The organism is Nostocoides sp. HKS02, assembly GCF_009707485.1.
In the GTDB taxonomy this organism is placed as follows: Bacteria; Actinomycetota; Actinomycetes; order Actinomycetales; family Dermatophilaceae; genus Pedococcus.
Genome location: NZ_CP046121.1, coordinates 2,443,116 through 2,458,764, shown reverse-complemented (window position 1 = coordinate 2,458,764; position 15,649 = coordinate 2,443,116). Strand labels below are relative to the sequence as shown.

Annotated in this window: 17 protein-coding genes and 1 tRNA gene; 9 read left to right on the top strand and 9 right to left on the bottom strand. The window is 71.0% G+C overall.

Annotated features, from left to right (window positions below; translation table 11 throughout):
* Positions 1 to 124 precede the first annotated feature (124 nt).
* The 5 genes from GKE56_RS11825 to GKE56_RS11805 are packed head-to-tail and all read left to right on the top strand — an operon-like array spanning position 125 to position 4,030.
* Positions 125 to 1,372, top strand: a complete 1,248-nt coding sequence (locus GKE56_RS11825) for a hypothetical protein (protein ID WP_230208927.1) — start codon at positions 125 to 127, stop codon at positions 1,370 to 1,372.
* Entirely contained in the window at positions 1,372 to 1,836 is a 465-nt protein-coding gene (locus tag GKE56_RS11820) for a hypothetical protein (protein ID WP_154684710.1), read from the top strand. Before GKE56_RS11825 ends, GKE56_RS11820 begins: the two co-directional genes overlap by 1 nt.
* 7 nt (positions 1,837 to 1,843) lie before the next feature.
* Complete coding sequence (locus GKE56_RS11815; RefSeq protein ID WP_154684709.1) at positions 1,844 to 2,518, top strand: hypothetical protein; 675 nt, start codon at positions 1,844 to 1,846, stop codon at positions 2,516 to 2,518.
* Complete coding sequence (locus GKE56_RS16915; RefSeq protein ID WP_195908094.1) at positions 2,515 to 3,285, top strand: hypothetical protein; 771 nt, start codon at positions 2,515 to 2,517, stop codon at positions 3,283 to 3,285. The genes GKE56_RS11815 and GKE56_RS16915 overlap by 4 nt, the downstream gene beginning before the upstream one ends.
* 13 nt (positions 3,286 to 3,298) lie before the next feature.
* Positions 3,299 to 4,030: a hypothetical protein gene (locus GKE56_RS11805; RefSeq protein ID WP_154684708.1), complete on the top strand. Its 732-nt coding sequence runs from the start codon at positions 3,299 to 3,301 to the stop codon at positions 4,028 to 4,030.
* Here GKE56_RS11805 and GKE56_RS11800 read toward each other — a convergent pair.
* On the bottom strand, positions 3,978 to 7,079 hold the full coding sequence (locus GKE56_RS11800) for an NAD-dependent epimerase/dehydratase family protein (RefSeq protein WP_154684707.1): 3,102 nt from the start codon (positions 7,077 to 7,079) through the stop codon (positions 3,978 to 3,980). The two genes, GKE56_RS11805 and GKE56_RS11800, sit on opposite strands and share 53 nt — an antisense overlap.
* Positions 7,080 to 7,137: 58 nt before the next feature.
* On the opposite strand from GKE56_RS11800, the gene GKE56_RS11795 reads away from it, so the two are divergent.
* Together GKE56_RS11795 and GKE56_RS11790 are read left to right on the top strand one after the other, a co-directional pair.
* The gene (locus GKE56_RS11795) at positions 7,138 to 7,386 is read left to right on the top strand and encodes a DUF2630 family protein (protein ID WP_154684706.1); all 249 of its coding nucleotides are present in this window, start codon (positions 7,138 to 7,140) and stop codon (positions 7,384 to 7,386) included.
* A gap of 90 nt (positions 7,387 to 7,476) precedes the next feature.
* Positions 7,477 to 7,629, top strand: a complete 153-nt coding sequence (locus GKE56_RS11790; protein ID WP_154684705.1) for a hypothetical protein — start codon at positions 7,477 to 7,479, stop codon at positions 7,627 to 7,629.
* Between the two features lie 22 nt (positions 7,630 to 7,651).
* Here the strand turns inward: GKE56_RS11790 and GKE56_RS11785 are convergent, their stop codons facing one another.
* The 4 genes from GKE56_RS11785 to GKE56_RS11770 form a co-directional block, all read right to left on the bottom strand.
* Complete coding sequence (locus GKE56_RS11785) at positions 7,652 to 8,305, bottom strand: MBL fold metallo-hydrolase (protein ID WP_154684704.1); 654 nt, start codon at positions 8,303 to 8,305, stop codon at positions 7,652 to 7,654.
* A 51-nt stretch (positions 8,306 to 8,356) separates the two neighbouring features.
* On the bottom strand, positions 8,357 to 8,554 hold the full coding sequence (locus GKE56_RS11780; protein ID WP_154684703.1) for a hypothetical protein: 198 nt from the start codon (positions 8,552 to 8,554) through the stop codon (positions 8,357 to 8,359).
* A gap of 71 nt (positions 8,555 to 8,625) precedes the next feature.
* Positions 8,626 to 9,675, bottom strand: a complete 1,050-nt coding sequence (locus GKE56_RS11775; RefSeq protein ID WP_154684702.1) for an aromatic acid exporter family protein — start codon at positions 9,673 to 9,675, stop codon at positions 8,626 to 8,628.
* A gap of 32 nt (positions 9,676 to 9,707) precedes the next feature.
* A complete protein-coding gene (locus tag GKE56_RS11770; RefSeq protein WP_154684701.1) occupies positions 9,708 to 10,097 on the bottom strand; it encodes a low affinity iron permease family protein in 390 nt (129 codons plus the stop codon).
* Positions 10,098 to 10,276: 179 nt separating this feature from the next.
* Here GKE56_RS11770 and GKE56_RS11765 point away from each other — a divergent pair, with 179 nt between their 5' ends.
* Entirely contained in the window at positions 10,277 to 11,839 is a 1,563-nt protein-coding gene (locus GKE56_RS11765; RefSeq protein WP_154684700.1) for an alpha-amylase family protein, read from the top strand.
* A 195-nt stretch (positions 11,840 to 12,034) separates the two neighbouring features.
* On the opposite strand, the gene GKE56_RS11760 is transcribed toward GKE56_RS11765, so the two are convergent.
* From GKE56_RS11760 to GKE56_RS11745, 4 genes are all read right to left on the bottom strand, one after another.
* Positions 12,035 to 12,466 carry a hypothetical protein gene (locus tag GKE56_RS11760; protein ID WP_154684699.1) on the bottom strand — a complete coding sequence of 144 codons (432 nt, stop codon included), beginning with the start codon at positions 12,464 to 12,466 and terminating at the stop codon, positions 12,035 to 12,037.
* A 183-nt stretch (positions 12,467 to 12,649) separates the two neighbouring features.
* Positions 12,650 to 13,009, bottom strand: a complete 360-nt coding sequence (locus GKE56_RS11755) for a hypothetical protein (RefSeq protein ID WP_154684698.1) — start codon at positions 13,007 to 13,009, stop codon at positions 12,650 to 12,652.
* Between the two features lie 959 nt (positions 13,010 to 13,968).
* Positions 13,969 to 14,045 (bottom strand) — tRNA-Pro (locus tag GKE56_RS11750).
* 114 nt (positions 14,046 to 14,159) lie between these two features.
* The gene (locus GKE56_RS11745) at positions 14,160 to 15,095 is read right to left on the bottom strand and encodes a metallophosphoesterase (RefSeq protein WP_154684697.1); all 936 of its coding nucleotides are present in this window, start codon (positions 15,093 to 15,095) and stop codon (positions 14,160 to 14,162) included.
* Positions 15,096 to 15,145: 50 nt separating this feature from the next.
* On the opposite strand from GKE56_RS11745, the gene GKE56_RS11740 reads away from it, so the two are divergent.
* On the top strand, positions 15,146 to 15,610 hold the full coding sequence (locus GKE56_RS11740) for a GatB/YqeY domain-containing protein (RefSeq protein WP_154684696.1): 465 nt from the start codon (positions 15,146 to 15,148) through the stop codon (positions 15,608 to 15,610).
* Positions 15,611 to 15,649 lie beyond the last annotated feature (39 nt).

Genomic DNA, 15,649 nt, shown 5'->3' with positions numbered 1-15,649 from the left:
CCTTGTGGATGAACACGAATGGCTTCACTGGACCGCCCTTGGGCCCTATCGGGGCTGTTGGGCCTTGGGTACCGTGTGATGCGGGGGTCCGTCAGGGCCACCGGGGTGACCGAGCAGGCCGGGGGTGCCGGTGCGGAGCTATCCATACGCCTTTCACGTCGCTCTCGACGGCAACGGCCTCAACGGGCTCGAGGGCAGGGCGGGCGTGTGCCTCTTCCGCTACGACCCCGCCACCGGCGACCACGCCTACAAGGTCAGCTACTTCGCGGGCGCCTCGGGCGGGCACGCCCCGAACGTCGACCCGAGCCGGCGCACCGGATTCCTCGGCAACACGGGCCAGCACCTGCTCTTCTACGACCTGGCCACCCTCGAGGAGTCCGACCGCATCTCCACGCTGCGCTTCGAGGTGCCGGACACGGCCATCAAGGGCAGCACGCACCTGGTCTGGCTCGACGACACGCAGTTCGTCACCTCGATCGGTGAGCACCTGTGGAAGTTCGACCTCAACCGGCTCACCAAGGCCGAGCAGGTCGCGCCGCACGGGCTGAAGATCCCGCACGCCATGAAGCGCACGGCATCCGGCCGCTACATCGTCTACGGCGGGATGGACCACCCGACCCGGGGCGAGGCCCGCGAGGTCGGCATCCTCGACACCGTCACCGGGGACGTCCGCCGCGTCGAGCTGCCCACCACCTGCTGGCACGTCGTGTGCCACCCCGTGCTGGACGTCTTCTACGCGATCTCGTTCCGCGTCAGCCCCGCCGATCGCACCGACTGGGAGCACTGGGGCATGGCGTGGCTGCGGCAGTACGCCTTCGAGATCGACGCCGAGGAGGGGCGGGTGCTGCGCCACTGGACGGCCGACCGGGACCTGCCGGCCCACATCAACTCCGACGTGACGATCTCCGACTCGGAGCTCATCTTCTGCACCGGTGGCAGCCACACGGTGGTCTTCGTCGACCTGCTCACCCTCAGCCAGCACCGCCTCATCGACGAGCACCCCGGCGCGGTCGAGAGCTGGGCGCTGACCCGCCAGTCGGTCACCACCCTCACCGAGTCGTTCATGCGGGCCGGGTTCGTCGGCAACTCCCACGTCTTCGCCGAGTCCCTGCGGGTCAGCCGGGGCGCGTTGCTCGACGGCATCTACGCGTGCCAGCTCTCGGCCGACCAGACCCTCCTGTTCACCGCGAACCGGGGCCAGAACCACATCACCGTCTACGACTACCCCTCGCTCGAGATCCGCGACCGGGTGGTCATGCCTGAGCTGCAGGAGTTCGACAGCCGGCTCGCCGCCTGGGGCGACCCGCGTCTGGGCTTCCACCACTCGTACCTCGTCAGCCCCGACCCACCCGACACCGCAGGAGCGCCCTGATGGCCGACTACTCGATCGACACGACGATCAACGGTGGATCACCGCTGCACTCCGATGTCACGGCCGGGGTGACCTCGACCCTCACCGGGCTCGACGACATGAAGCTCACCCTGGCCGGGGGTGAGACCGCGACCCTTGCCGGGGGCCTGACGACGACCCTTGCCGGCGAGAACACCGTGCACAGTGACGCGACGATCACCCTGGAGCCGGTGACGACGACGTCCACCGTGAACTCGACCTCGAGCGTGGACACGACGTCCAGCGTCGACCTCAAACCCGTCGCGGTGGACACCTGTGTCCGGCTCGAGCTCGCGCCGCCACCCGCGACGGAGGTCTCGACGCCGTACGAGCAGCAATGGTGCTGGTCCGTGCTCGGGCTCGAGCTGTTCGCGATCACCGTGCGTGGCAGCACGAGCACGCACATCCGGCCCGAGCACCACGGTCCCGTCATGATCGACCGGTGAGCCGGCGATGCCCACCGCTCGCCGCAAGGCCGCCGCCCCCAAGGGTCGCGCCACCCCGGCTGACGAACGCCCGGTGCTGCTCGTGGCCGGTCCGCCGAGCCAGCTCCGCACCACTGTCACGGTCGAGAACACCGCGGGCCAGCAGGTGGCGGTCCGTGCGGCCGCCCTGCACCGCGAGGGCGAGTCGGTCGTCCCCGGCGGCGTCGCGGCGCTGATCCCCGCAGGCGCCACGGCGACCGTGCCCGTGTCGTTCGCGATCGCCCCCGGAACGCCGCCGGGTGAGTATGCCGCCGAGGTCGAGGTCGGCGGGACCCGTCGTGCCGCCGTGGTCAGGGTCGAGCCGCACCTGTCGATGCACGTGAGCCCGCGCCGGGTGCTCGCCGAAGCTGGGCGACAGGCCATCGACCTGGTCGTGTCCAACGACGGCAACCTGGACGTCACGGTGGCGGCGCTCGCCCGGGCCCGAACCGACGACGGCGGGCCCGAGCCGGGCCCCGACGTCTCCCTCGCTCTGGACGATGCCGTGGTCGTGGCGGCGGCAACCCAGGTGAGCACCACCGCGCACCTGGAGGTGCCGGCCGGCCTCGACCCGACCCGCCGGCATACGGCGAGCATCCCTGTCGGGCTGGCCGACCTCGACGTCATCATCCTTCCCCGCACCGGATCGGAGTCACCGTCATGAGCACGACAGCACCCACCAAGCCAGTCACCACAGCACCGGACTACCTCGCCACGATCCGGGACGGCTGGGCCCAGGCGATGCAGCAGTGGGTCGACCAGTCCACCACCGCGTGGGACCAGTGGTCGAAGGGGTGGGCCGGCGCGCTGCCACCGGTACCGGGGGTGCCCGGTATGCAGCAGTCACACCCGGGGAAGCACGGCCACCACGACCACCACGACCACGACCACCACCGCCATGACCACGACCACCACGACCACGCCTGCGGGTGCTGTGGGGACGGGTGTGACTGCTGTGTGCCCGAGGCCGACGTGGTGGTGCACGCGCGTGCCGGCGAGGTACGTATCGTGCCGTTCCGGCTGGCCAACCACTGGCGCAGGGAGCGCGAGGTCACGCTCGCCGTCGGCCCCTGGCACGTGTGCAGCGGGCAGGGACTGGAGATCCGCGGCGTGCTCGAGGAGGAGAAGCTCGTGCTGGCGCCCTGCGAGGACCGCGTCGTCCGGCTGCTCATCTCGGTGCGGGGGGCGAAGGAGGGAAACGACCCCACGACGCCTGCTGATCCGGGCACCGAGCAGAAGGCCGACCAGGGGAAGGCCGGCGACATGCGCGCCACCACGGGGCGCCGCACGGTCGATGTGGAGGACTGCGTGAGCGCGTATGCCGACGTGCGCTTCGAGGGGTGCAGCCGGCCCCAACGCGTCGCCGTGGTGGTGAGCCCGGCGCAGTGCGATCCCGTCGACGCGTGCTGTGACTGCGGCTGCTGCTGCTGAGGAGGAGGTCCCGATGAGTGAGCACACCCCAGCGTCCGACGAGACGCTGACCCGGATCACGGAGCTGGCGCGCCAGGCGCTGCAGGCCCAGGCCAGCTTCGCGCGGCAGTCGCTGGAGCTCGGTCGCGCCACCCTCGCCGGTGACGTGGACCGCACCACGACCGGGCGCGCGTACCTCGACGCCGTGAGCCGTGAGGGGGCGCGCTACTGGCGCGAGGTCGGGGCGCTCGGCCTGGACTACGCCGGGGAGCTGATGGCCCTCGGCAGCCGGACTGCCGCCCGGATCATCAGCGACACCTCGGCAGCGGGCGCCCGAGCCGGACGTCGCGACCAGGCCCGGCGGCGGGGACCCACCGCAGACGACGCGGAGGGCGGCTCATCGGGCGGCGCGACGGGGTCCGCCAGCGGCGAGCCCGGCGGTGCGCGACGGCTTGCCGTGACCCTGCGGGCCGCACCCGGCGAGACAGCCCGCGCGTCCGTCACCGTGGCCAACCGGCACCCGCGCACCCGACGGGTCGTCCTGCGCCCCAGCGAGCTTCGTGACCTCGGCGGCACGGCGATCGCCGTGGCACTGACGGTCGACCCGGACCAGGTGACGATCCCCGCGGGCGGCGAGGAGCAGGTCGAGCTGGCCGCCGAGCTGGCCGCCGACCTGGTGCAGCCCGGAGAGCGCTACCTCGGCACGGTCGAGGTCAGCGGGGGCGACGAAGCGACCCTGGACGTGACCGTGGAGGTCGCGTCCTGACCGGGGCGGGCGCCGAGGCCTCGTCGGCCAACGGCGCGGGCACCAGCGGCCTCGCTGCGCGCACCTCCGCGTGCAGCCGCAGCCCCTCGCGCGCCCAGCGGGGCAGGTCGGCGCTGATCGCCAGCCACGCCAGCGACGAGGCGACCGCCGCGCGGGCCGGCTGCGCGGCATACCCCAGCTGGTGGGCCTTCGCCGAGGTGTACCAGTAGTAGCGGCCCACGGTCTGGGCCTCGTCGCGTGTCGAGAGCGGCTCCGTGCCGGTGACGCGAGCCCAGAGCTCCGCGGCCGCGGAGGCAGCCCACGCGCTGCCCGCGGGCATCTCGGCGAACGGCCCGGGGAGTCCGGCGAGGTCGGCCACGATGCTGTGCAGCATGCGCCACGAGAGGTCTTCGCCGCCCAGCAGGTAGCGCTCGCCGGGGACGCCCCGCTCGAGCAGGGTCAGGTGTCCTGCGCCGACGTCGCGAGCATCCACGACGTTGCACCCGCCGGCGTACGTACTCCGCGTCGGGTCGAGCAGGTAGCGCAGCACGATGGCGTTGCTGGGGGCGAGCCGCGTGAACGGGCCGCCGAGGATCACGGTGGGCAATGCGACGACCACTGGTATGCCGCGGCGTTCGGCGGTCTCCAGGGCCACCTCCTCCTGGGCGACCTTGCTCGCGTAGTACGCCGGAACGGGCTCGGCGCCGAGGTGGTCGGTCTCGCTGCGTGCCCGCGGAGTGCTGCTCGACCCGCAGGTCACCGAGGAGGAGGTGACGACAGCGCGCTCAACCCCGGCGTCGGCTGCCGCCTCGAGGACGGTGCCGGTGCCGTCGGCGTTGACCCGGGCCATCTCGTCGGCCCGCGCGGCACCGAAGGCGTAGACGGCCGCGCAGTGCACCAGTGCGTCACATCCGGCCACGGCAGCCGCCAGGGCGGCGCGATCGGTGAGGGCCGCGGCGACGCGCTCGACCTGGTGGGCGCCGATCCGGAGCGTCTGGTCGCGCGACGCGTCGCGGGTGATCGCCCGGACGTCGTGCCCCGCCGCCAGGGCTGCCCGGACGACCTGACCCCCGACGAGGCCGGTCGCGCCGGTGACGGCGATCTTCACCGGGAGCCCCGGACGTGCCGGAAACCCTGCGGGTCGACGGTCTCGGCCGGGTGGTCGCCCGCGGACCGGTGGTCCCCGCGCGCGTCGCCGCTGAGCCAGTCCCTGGCCAGTCCGAGCAGCAGATCCGCCGCATGGGTCAGCAGCGGTTCGGTGGGGTCGGCAGGCGGTCGTCCGATCCGGAACTCGCGCCCCTCGAAGCACGCCTCGAGGTTGTCGAACGTCGTCGTGAAGAAGCGCCGGTAGGCCTCCTCGAGCAACGGGTTCCGGACCTCGGGCACCGCGGCCAGATCTACCCCCGCCCACGCGGGCGGCAGGCTGAACAAGCTGTCGGCCGCGCACCACCACCCGGGTGCGCGCGTCAGGCCCGGCGCCTGCTCTGGTGAAGGTCAGGCTCCCGTCGTCATACGTTGCAGAACCGTTGGGGCTGTTGATGGTTCGCCACGTCAACCGGTGCCAGTCCGGCTGTCGCTCGACGAGCTCAATCTTGCAGACATCGATCGGCTGCCCACCCCACCAGGCGAGGTAGTTCGGCTGGGGCAGGTACAGGTTGCGCTCGGCCTGCCGGGTCCGTCCGGTGGCAGGACCGCCCTCGCGATCGTCGCCCCCGGGCACCGCGACCCGGCGGCCACCGAGGTAGTCAGCCATGAGGCTGATCCCCGCGGCCACGTCGACGCGGGCCACGAACTCGTCGAAGTCGGCGGCGAGCTCGCGGCCCATCTCGAACACCGTGGCGGCGTCGACGAGGCGCCAGCGCATGCCCTCGGCGTTGGTCGGCAGCGCGTCGAGCAACGCGTCGAACGGTGCGAAGAACTCGGGGAGCGTGTCGTAGTCACCGCCCGGGTATGCCGCGGGGTCGAACCCCAGGGGCGCCTCGCGGTGCTCCACCGCACCCTTGTCGTACCCGGTGGACCAGGCCTGGGTGCCGAGCTGGAGCCCTGCGGCTGCTCCCAACACGGCCGTGAGCGCGGTCTGGCCGACCGCATCGTCCGCCGCGGCCACGAGTGGCGTGAGCAGCCCCCGGATCGTGCCCAGCACAGGATCGGCGGGCGCCGCCTGCGGATCCGGGCCACCGATTGCCGCGCTGAGCATCCGCTCCCATCGCGGGTCGGAGGCCACCTGACGAGCGGTCGCGCGGGCGAGCGGATGGGCACTGCGGGCGCCGACGACGGCAGACAGCTCGCCGTCGACCACTCCCGCGGGGGAGCCGAGTCGCTCGACGGCCCGCTGGGTGAGCCGGGACGCCGAGCGGTCCACCCCGAGGAGCGCCGCCAGCGCCGAGTCGGCCACGAGGGCGTCGGTGCCCACCACGAGGATCCCGCTGTCGACGGGGTCCGGGAGTCGAGCCCCGTCCGCGCCGACGCTCGGCCGGAGCGCGTCGACCACGACGAAGGTCGGGGGCAGGTGGGTCAGCAGGTCGACCGCCACGTCCGCACCTTCGGCGCCAGCCACCTCCTGCGCGGCGCCGAGCAGGGTGGCCAGGCACCCGGCATACCCGTCGACGAGGTCGGTCACGGCGCGGCCCACCACCACTCGGGTGGCCGTGTGCGTCCACACCGACGACACGGGCCGTCCGTGCAGGACTGCGGTCTGCGGCACGGGCGCCTCCACCAGTTCGGCGCCGAGGTCGACCAGGTCGTAGGCCCGGCCCCGCTCCGTGCGCCCGCGCAGCCCGGCCAGCTGGGCGAGGTCATAGACCGACTGGTGGCCCCGGTCGCGGTCGTAGGCCAGGAGGGCGGACCCGACCGACACCTCGACGCATCCCGCCTCGATGAGCAGGTCGACCACCTCGTGCACCACGGCAGCACTGGCCGGCGTGGGTTGGCACAGGCGCGCCAGCACGACCGCCGGGCCGGACAGGGGTGGTGCGAGGCGATGCACCGCGTCGGCCAGGCCCGCGACCCCACCGCCCCTGACCACGACGCAGGCCAGCGGCTCCCGGTTCCGGACGCCCGGTGGGGCCACCCGTCCATGAAACCAGCGACCCCTCGCGAGCGATAGGGCCCGGTGCCATAGTGGGCTCGTGGCCAACGACATCGACATCCAGCAACGGATCAGGGACCTCATCGACGAGGAGCACGGGCTCCGGTCACGTCTGGGGGCCGGCGAGATCAGCGTCGAGGAGGAGAACCAGCGGTTGCGCAACGTCGAGGTGGAGCTCGACCAGTGCTGGGACCTGCTGCGACAGAGGCGGGCCCGCCGCGAGTTCGGCGAGAACCCCGACGGCGCGCAGGTGCGCGACGCCCGCACCGTCGAGGGCTACACCGGCTGACCCGGCGCGCCGAGGCGGCTGCTTCACCCCACCTCCACCGCCGAAGTCGTACCCTCGAAGCAGGCCGGGTCCTGATGAAGGGGGTGCGCAGTGCGCACAGATCTGACTCACCTGAACGTCCATCTGCCCCACCATGCGTCGCGCTGGTGGATCGGCCACGTCGTGGTCGCGGTGGTCGTCGTCGCCGCCCTGCTCTATGCCGCGGCGGTCCTGCTGGTCCTCGCCGGGCGCATGCTGCTCTGAGCCGGCGCGTTCACCAGCGTGCTCACCAGCCGCGGTCGACCCACTCCTGCAGGTGTGGTGCCTCCTCGGCGATCACCGTGGTGTCACCGTGGCCGGGCAGGACCACCGTGTCGCCGGGCAGGGTGAACAACCGGGTGCGCACCGAGTCGATGATCGTGGTGAAGTCGCTGTAGTCGTGGCGCGTCGCCCCCGGCCCGCCCGGGAACAGCGTGTCGCCGGTGAAGACGGCCCCCAGCGCCGGCGCGTGGAACGAGCACGACCCGGGGGTGTGCCCCGGCGTGTGCAGGACCGTCAGCTCCACATCGCCGACCGTGAACGTGTCGCCGTCGGCCAGGTCGCCGTCCGGGGTCACGGGGTAGTACTCGTCCCACAAGAAGCGGTCCGCCGGATGGAGGTATGCCGGTGCGCGGGTGCCGTCGCACACCTCGCCCACCGCGTCGAGGTGGTCGAAGTGACCGTGCGTGACCAGCACCGCCTTCACGGCCCGACCGCGCGCGATGGCCTTGACGATGGCGCGTCCGTCGTGCCCGGCATCGACGATCACGCACTCGTCGTCGTCGCCGATGATCCAGGTGTTGTTCTCCAGCGTGAGGTCGCCATGGGCTCTGGTCAGGGACCCGGTGGTCACGACGCGCTCGACGCGCACCCCACCAGGGGAAGGGGAGATGTCCGGCATACACCCATCCTCGCGTATGCCGCGGGGTGGCGCCCCACGCGTGGGTGGACGTCACTCGTCGGGGGCAGGTCGGCGCCGCCGGCTGCGCCCCGGCTCCAGCCCGCGGGGGTAGGGCCGCTCGGGGTGGGGAAGTACGTCCTGGACGATCTGGGGGAGCTGGGCGAGCGGGCGACGTTGCTGCTCCTCCTGCCAGCGTCGGTGGATCCGGGCACGGTCCTCGAGGTTGAGCCGTGACAGGACCTGCTCCACGGCGGCGAGGATCGACCCGCGCAGCAGCCACGACGAGGTGTCCTCGCGGGCGTCGACCAGGATGAGCTCGGTCAGAATGGCCTGGGTCTCGCGGAGGATGTCGAGGCTCTCGGCGAGGGCCTGCTCGGTCTCTTGCTCACGTCCCTCCGCCTCGGCGATGACCAGGCTCCCGAACGCGCGCAGGCAGTCAGCGGTGTCGTGCAGGACGACGGCGAATGCCGTCCGCAGCTCACCGCCGTAGGGGTCGTCGGGTTCCTCCTCGGGGGCACCTCTGCGAGCAGGACGGAGAACAGCGCGCGGATGGCCAACAGGCAGTGCTCGAGGCTGTCGAGCGCCGAGGCGAGGACGGGCTCGACGTCGACGGTCCCCAGGGCGCGCGGGTTGAAGCGGCGGCTGTCCTTGAGCAGGGCGATCACCGAGGTGGCCTGGGCGACCTCGCGATTCGCCGAGCGCACCCGACCGATCCACTCGTCGACCTGCGCCCGCGTCACCGGACCGTCGATGAGCGCGTCGGCGGCGGCATCCAGCGGGGCTGCCGCGGCCTCGACCACCCGCAACAGGGCCTGCCGCGCCGGTCCCGTGGGCATCGCGGGCGGGTAGATGAGGTTGAACGCGACGCCGACGGCAGCGCCGATCAGGGTGGTGAGGATCCGTGTCTGGGCGGCGACGTCGTGGTTGCTGACGCCCAGGATGAGCATGGCGCTGATCGGGGTCTCGAGCGCCTGCTCGCCGAGGCGCAGCACCTTGGCCAACAGCAGGGATGCGGCGATCGCGGCGCCGAGGCTCCACCAGGTCAGCCCGATCCAGGTCGACAGCAGCGTCGCCACGAGGATGCCGGACAGCACCGCGCCCACCCGGACCGCGCCCATCTTGATCGTCGAGAACGCCGACGCCTGGACGACCAGGAGGGCGGTCAGTGGGCCGGTGAGGTCGAGCGCGCCGTGGGTCAGTACCTGGGAGATCAGGTAGGCGACGACCGCGGCCGCGCTGAGCCGGAACACCGTGACGAGGGTGGGTCGCAGCCGCCGGGGGACGTCACGCCACTGCGCGGGATGGCTCGGCCAGGCCCAGTCGGCCAGCTGCCGCCATCGAGACCCTTCGAAGCGCTCCGCAGGTGGCATCCGCCGCCCTTCCTTCACCGGTGATCCGGGGGTCAGCGCTCGTCGGCTTGTGCTTGTTCCTCGAAGCGATGCCGTTGCTCCTCCAGCTCCTTCTCGCCCTCGTCTTCGGCCCCGTAGAGCTTGGCGTTGTTCACCTGCAGCTCGCGCATGACGGCATCCAGCTTCACGTGGAGCGCGGCGCTGTCGCGGTTCTGGGTGTTCTGGATGATGAACACCATCAGGAACGTGACGATCGTCGTGCCGGTGTTGATGATCAGCTGCCAGGTGTTCGAGAAGCCCAGCAGGGGACCGGTGAGCGCCCAGACGATGAGCACCGCCACGGCTGCGGCGAACACCCAGGCGTGCCCGAGCACCTTGGAGGTCTTCGAGGCGAGCCGCGTGAAGATGTCCGCCCTTTCGGCATTGTCGCGTGTGGAGGTCATGTCGCCATCGTCCTCTACTGGCGTGAGCGGATTCGATGGCCTGACGCAATTGAGGGGAAATGCACCCGTTCGGCACCAGCCGGGGCTTGCGGCGCGGTGGCGACGGGATGTGATCTGCGTCACGATGAACGACGGGGCGCTGTCGCTCAGCGTTCCTTGTCGAGCACAAAGGAGTGCTGATGTACACAAGTCTTGCGCGCCGCCTTCACCGGGGTGCGGCGCGGCATACGGCGTTGGCGGCGGCAACGGTACTGGCTGCGGGCTTCGCCATCACGGGGTCGGCCTCGGGTGGCACCCCGCGGGAGCACAGCGCTCGCACTGACGTGCCGGGCGTCACGGTCAACCTGTTCGAGTGGAACTGGAACTCGGTGGGCGCGGAGTGCACGAACGTCCTCGGCCCGGCCGGCTTCAAGGGCGTGCAGGTCGCGCCGCCCCAGGATTCGCTGAAGCGGACCTCCCTCGGCGACGGGAGCGCCACGGTCCTGCATCCGTGGTGGGAGGTCTACCAGCCGGTCGACTATGCCTTGACGAGCCGGATGGGCTCGGAGGCGCAGTTCAAGGCCATGGTGAGCGCGTGTCGGGCGGCGGGGGTGCGCGTCTACGTCGACGCGGTGATCAACCACATGACGGGGCAGGGCAGCACCTCGTATGGCGGCCGGACCTACACGCACTTCAGCTACCCGGGCGTCTATGACGCGAGCAACTTCCACCACCAGGGGACCGGGCCGGACCAGTGCCCGACGGCCACGGGCGGGATCGACGACTTCAACAACAAGCACCAGGTGTTCAAGTGCGAGCTGCTGGGCCTGGCCGACCTCGACACCTCCAGCCCGCAGGTCCAGAACACCCTGGCCGACTACCTCAACACGCTGATCGGCTATGGCGTCTCCGGGTTCCGGGTGGATGCGGCCAAGCACGTCGGCCAGTCCGACCTGGACGCCATCTACGCGCTGCTGCACCGGACCAAGGACCACGTGAAGCCGTATTGGGCCCTCGAGGTCTTCGGCGGCGCCCCCGGCATACTCTCGCCGCAGGCGTTCACCACGAGCGGCAACGTCCTCGGACTCGACGACGTGAAGCAGATCCGCGACGCGTTCAAGAGCTACCAGAAGGACCACGTCGGCAGCCTCGCGACGCTCGAGGTCTTCGGTGCCGGCTCCGGCCTCACGCCGAGCGCCAAGACGCTCTCGTTCGTGACCAACCACGACACCGAGCGCAACGGCGACGCGCTGAACTACAAGGACGGCGCTCGCTACCTCCTCGCCAACGAGTGGCTGCTCGCCGACGGCTACGGTCACCCGCAGGTGTTCTCCGGGTTCAACTGGAACACCGCCGACGACTCGCCGCCGTCTGACGCGAACGGCATCATCGCCGACGCCGACTGCAGCAACGGGCAGTGGACGTGCACCCACCGCAACCCGGGGATCCTCGGGATGGTGGGCTGGCACAACGACGTCGGCACCGCGGCCCGGTCGAACTTCTGGACCGACGGCGACAACGTCATCGCCTTCAGCAAGGGCCACCGCGGGTGGGCGGCGTTCAACAACGGCGCGGCTGCGCAGACCGTCACCGTGCAGACCGGGCTCGCGCAGGGCAGCTACTGCGACGTCACGATCAGCAAGGCGGCCGGTGGCCAGTGCACCAACGGCGCGACACCGGTGCACGTGAACGCCGACGGGACTGCCACGGTCCTCGTGGGGGCCTTCAGTGCCGTCGCGTTGGACCGGCAGAACAAGCTCTGAGGAGCTGTCGACTGCCCGCGTCTCCCCGAATCGGGGCCAACTGGCCCCGATTCGGGGAGATCAACGCTGCCGGGTTCGTTGCAGGACAAGGCGATCCGGTGCGCGCATGGGCGGGTCAGGAGCCGCCTCCATGACGCTGCGCCACGCGATGCCGGCGAAGATGAAAGTCCAGCCGCCCTGCCTCAGGTACGACCCTCAGCTGCGGGCGGCCCACACGCGGCGGAGCGTCTGCAGGGCTCGCTTCACGGCAGGCACGTGATGCGGGTCTGGAGGATCACTTGGACGCATCACCCCCATGTTGCGCGGAAGCTCGACGTCGTCCAGCCACGGGCCAGCACCCACGCCATGGCGAAAGGCGCGCTTGACCAGGCGGCCGTTCGCGGCGAGTCGTGAATGGCCCGGGTCATGGACCACGCCGGTCACGTGCTCGCTGGGATCGACCGGTGTTCCGCTCGCCCGGCGCCGGTCGAGCTGGAGCTGCTCTTGCTCGATCCGAGCCATGAACTCCGGCTCGTTGTCGTAGGCGGCGACGACCACGTGCCGACGCTCCCGGCGTGCGGAGTCGTACCGGAAGTGGCGCACCACGAACCGTTGGATCGCGTCGTCCTCAGGATCCACCTCGGTCACGGGCACGAGCCTAGAACGCCGAGCGAAAGCAGGTGGCAGGAGCGTCGCGGTCAACCGTCGGATCTTCACCTGCCCGGGTCAGGTGGGGCCGACATGGAGCCTCCAGGAGGCGCCGAAGGGCTCGCACGGGTCTGCGGGCTCACGCGGGCTCGGGGTCGGAGGCAGAAGGGTGACTTCGGAGGGTCAGCTGAATGGGATCAGGTATGCCGGGTCTTGGCCCGCGCTGCTGATGTACTCCACCGCGACAGTGAACTCGTCATCGGTCAGCTCAAAGCGTCGCACTCCGTCGACCTTGTTGACGTAGTACGGCGTGTGGCCACTGGTGGCGATGGCCAGGGCGAAGGCGGTGTCCGACGCAGTGGTCAGGGCCGCGGCAAACTGGTCGTCGTCGGATGCCCACAGGTCGGCGGCGATGTCATCTGTGCCGTGCGGCCGCTGGCGAGTGAAGCTCCAGCGCTTTGGCCGTGCCCGTGGGCCAGTCACAGCCTTGCGGGTGCCCTCGTCGGGCCACGGATAGGCGCCGTCAAGTTCGATGCAGACCATGTCGAGCGTAGGGCGGAGTGCGACCAAGGCTCCCCGGCAGACGGCGGCAACGGCGCTGCTGGCGGCTGATGTGGCTACCGTGTACGGCCTGGCTCCAAGACGAGGGCTCATGCGGTCATGATCGCGTAGAGCCGAGATGAGTCGGGGCGTCTGCTATCGGTGGGCGCCTTTGGCGTGTCTCGGCGTGGGGTGGGGGTGGGGCGCGAGGCGCGCGCAGGGAGGAGGCCCCATCGCGGCCGTGCGGTTCGCCGCCGAGCCGCGCTTGAGCCAGTTAGGAAGTCCTCACGAGCCTTCGTGACGGGCTTGTCCGTCCCGCCAATGTCTCGGCGGTCCACTGCTGGCCATGCTGCACACGGAGTCTGCGACCTATCGGAACGCGGCTACATGAGCGGAGTCCAGAGGGGCATACCCACCCCCATGGCGAACGGGGGTGAGGTTCGCTTCAGAGGCGCGGACGCTACTAAGCGCCAAATGTTGACGGGGTTCGGGATCGCACTTGGCTGGGCATTCACTTGGACGTGCACACATTTCCTGGCGGCCGTCAACGACGTGGGCTGAGTGGTCGCGGTGTGGTACATCGCGCGAGCGCCCTCCACGGTCCTCTTCTACCCGCTACTTGTTGCCGCGTCGAACGGAATCGTCGTGGTAACGGCGATATCCACTCTGCAAGGGCTCTTCGTCGGCGCGGTCCTCAGCTACGTGTTCACCCGACTCCGCGCTCGGAATCTGAACCGATCGCAACGGCAATGAGGGGACGGCTGAGTCGGTCTGCCTGAGGTTCGTTCGTTCCTAGGGCTACCACGCCAGGGTCATGCACCCCCTGCAAGGCCATAGTCGCCCACACGTCCGCTCAGCGGCAGATGAGTGGAAGCTCGTAACGGGCTCGCGCGCCGCGATTCTCGCTCTCGGCGATGGAGCCGCCGTGGCAACCATCATTACTCTGACCTGCGGAAACGTGGTGGTCGGGGTGACAGGATTTGAACCTGCGGCCTCTTCGTCCCGAACGAAGCGCGCTACCAAGCTGCGCCACACCCCGTGGCAATCGCCACCCGCGTCAATCCGACTCGGGCAGCGACAGTGAAGGATAGCCCACCTCTCGTCGCCGCTCCCAATCGGTATGCCGCGGCGGCCAGCCCCGCGGTCACTAGGGTCAGCGACCGGCGCCCACCAGGGTCAGCAGGGTGGCCTCCGGGCGGCAGGCGAACCGCACCGGAGCGTAGGGCGAGGTGCCGAGCCCGGCCGAGACGTGGAGCCACGCTGCGTCCGGCGGCGCCGGGGCCGATGGGTTCGGACCGGCGCCCGGCCACCAGCGGGAGAGCCCCTTGGCCCGGTTGGTCGGCAGGTCGCAGTTGGTGACGAGGGCGCCGTAGATCGGCAGCGCCAGCTGGCCGCCGTGGGTGTGCCCAGCGATCAGCAGGCGCGCCCCGTCCGCCGCCATCGGGTCGAGGACCCGTTGGTACGGCGCGTGGGTCACCCCCACGGTCAGCGCGGCGGAGGGGGAGGCGGCAGCGGCCACCGCGGCATACCGGTCGCGGTTGATGTGGGCGTCGTCGGTGCCGACCAGCTCCACCGGCAGGCCGCCCACGTCCAGCACCGTGCGGGCGTTGTCGAGGTCGGTCCAGCCGCCCGCCCGCATGCCCGCGCGCAGGTCTTCGACCGGCAGCAGCACCCGGCCGGGAGGCGCATCGGCGTGGCGGCGGGTGAGGTAGCGGGCCGGGTTCTTCGGGGTGGGGCCGAACACGTCGTTGGACCCCATGACGAACACGCCGGGGAAGTCGAGCAGGGGCTCCATCGCGCGCAGGGCCCCGGGCACGGCGTCGACGTGCGAGAGGTTGTCGCCGGTGTTGACGACCAGGTCGGGCTCGAGCGCGGCGAGGCCGCGGACCCATTCGACCTTGCGGGACTGGCGCGGTACGAGGTGCAGGTCCGAGATCTGCAGCACCCGCAGCGGGCGCGACCCGGCCGGGAGAACGGGCACGGTGAAACGGCGCAGCGCGAAGGCGTTCCGCTCGACGAGGCCGGCGTACCCGACGCCGGCCACACCGAGCGCCGCGACGCCGGCCAGAGACCTCAGGGCAGTGTTCATCGCCGCCATCCTCGCAAATCGGGGTTGCGGGCGCCTGAGAGGATGCCTCCATGAGCGACCAGAGCCTGAAGGCCACCGTCCAGAGCGACCTCACCACAGCGATGCGCGCTCGGGACCAGCTGCGGGCCGGCACCCTGCGGATGGTGCTCACCGCCATCACCACCGAAGAGGTGGCAGGCAAGGAGTCCCGCGAGCTCACCGACGACGACGTGCTCAAGGTCCTCGCCAAGGAGGCCAAGAAGCGCAAGGAGGCCGCGACGGCATACACCGACGCGGGGCGCCCCGAGCTGGCCGCCACGGAGGAGGCCGAGCTCGCGATCCTCGAGGCCTACCTGCCCGCCCAGCTCTCGGACGACGAGCTCGCGACCATCGCCGCCGAGGCCGTGGCTTCGACCGGCGCCACCGGCATGGCCCAGATGGGCCAGGTCATGAAGGCGGCCCAGGGCGCGGTCGCTGGGCGCGCCGACGGTGGCCGTGTCGCGGCGGCCGTCAGGGCTGCGCTGCCCCAGGGCTGAGCACTGCCGAGCCCGGCTCAGTAGTGCTCAGCAGGCCAT

What these genes read in the sequence shown, in the direction of transcription:
- GKE56_RS11820 (WP_154684710.1), top strand. Translation starts at nt 1,372, where the DNA reads ATGGCCGACTACTCGATCGACACGACGATCAACGGTGGATCACCGCTG.
- GKE56_RS11815 (WP_154684709.1), top strand. Translation starts at nt 1,844, where the DNA reads ATGCCCACCGCTCGCCGCAAGGCCGCCGCCCCCAAGGGTCGCGCCACC.
- GKE56_RS16915 (WP_195908094.1), top strand. Translation starts at nt 2,515, where the DNA reads ATGAGCACGACAGCACCCACCAAGCCAGTCACCACAGCACCGGACTAC.
- GKE56_RS11805 (WP_154684708.1), top strand. Translation starts at nt 3,299, where the DNA reads ATGAGTGAGCACACCCCAGCGTCCGACGAGACGCTGACCCGGATCACG.
- GKE56_RS11785 (WP_154684704.1), bottom strand. Translation starts at nt 8,305, where the DNA reads ATGCCGGACATCTCCCCTTCCCCTGGTGGGGTGCGCGTCGAGCGCGTC.
- GKE56_RS11775 (WP_154684702.1), bottom strand. Translation starts at nt 9,675, where the DNA reads ATGCCACCTGCGGAGCGCTTCGAAGGGTCTCGATGGCGGCAGCTGGCC.
- GKE56_RS11770 (WP_154684701.1), bottom strand. Translation starts at nt 10,097, where the DNA reads ATGACCTCCACACGCGACAATGCCGAAAGGGCGGACATCTTCACGCGG.
- GKE56_RS11765 (WP_154684700.1), top strand. Translation starts at nt 10,277, where the DNA reads ATGTACACAAGTCTTGCGCGCCGCCTTCACCGGGGTGCGGCGCGGCAT.
- GKE56_RS11755 (WP_154684698.1), bottom strand. Translation starts at nt 13,009, where the DNA reads ATGGTCTGCATCGAACTTGACGGCGCCTATCCGTGGCCCGACGAGGGC.
- GKE56_RS11745 (WP_154684697.1), bottom strand. Translation starts at nt 15,095, where the DNA reads ATGAACACTGCCCTGAGGTCTCTGGCCGGCGTCGCGGCGCTCGGTGTG.
- GKE56_RS11740 (WP_154684696.1), top strand. Translation starts at nt 15,146, where the DNA reads ATGAGCGACCAGAGCCTGAAGGCCACCGTCCAGAGCGACCTCACCACA.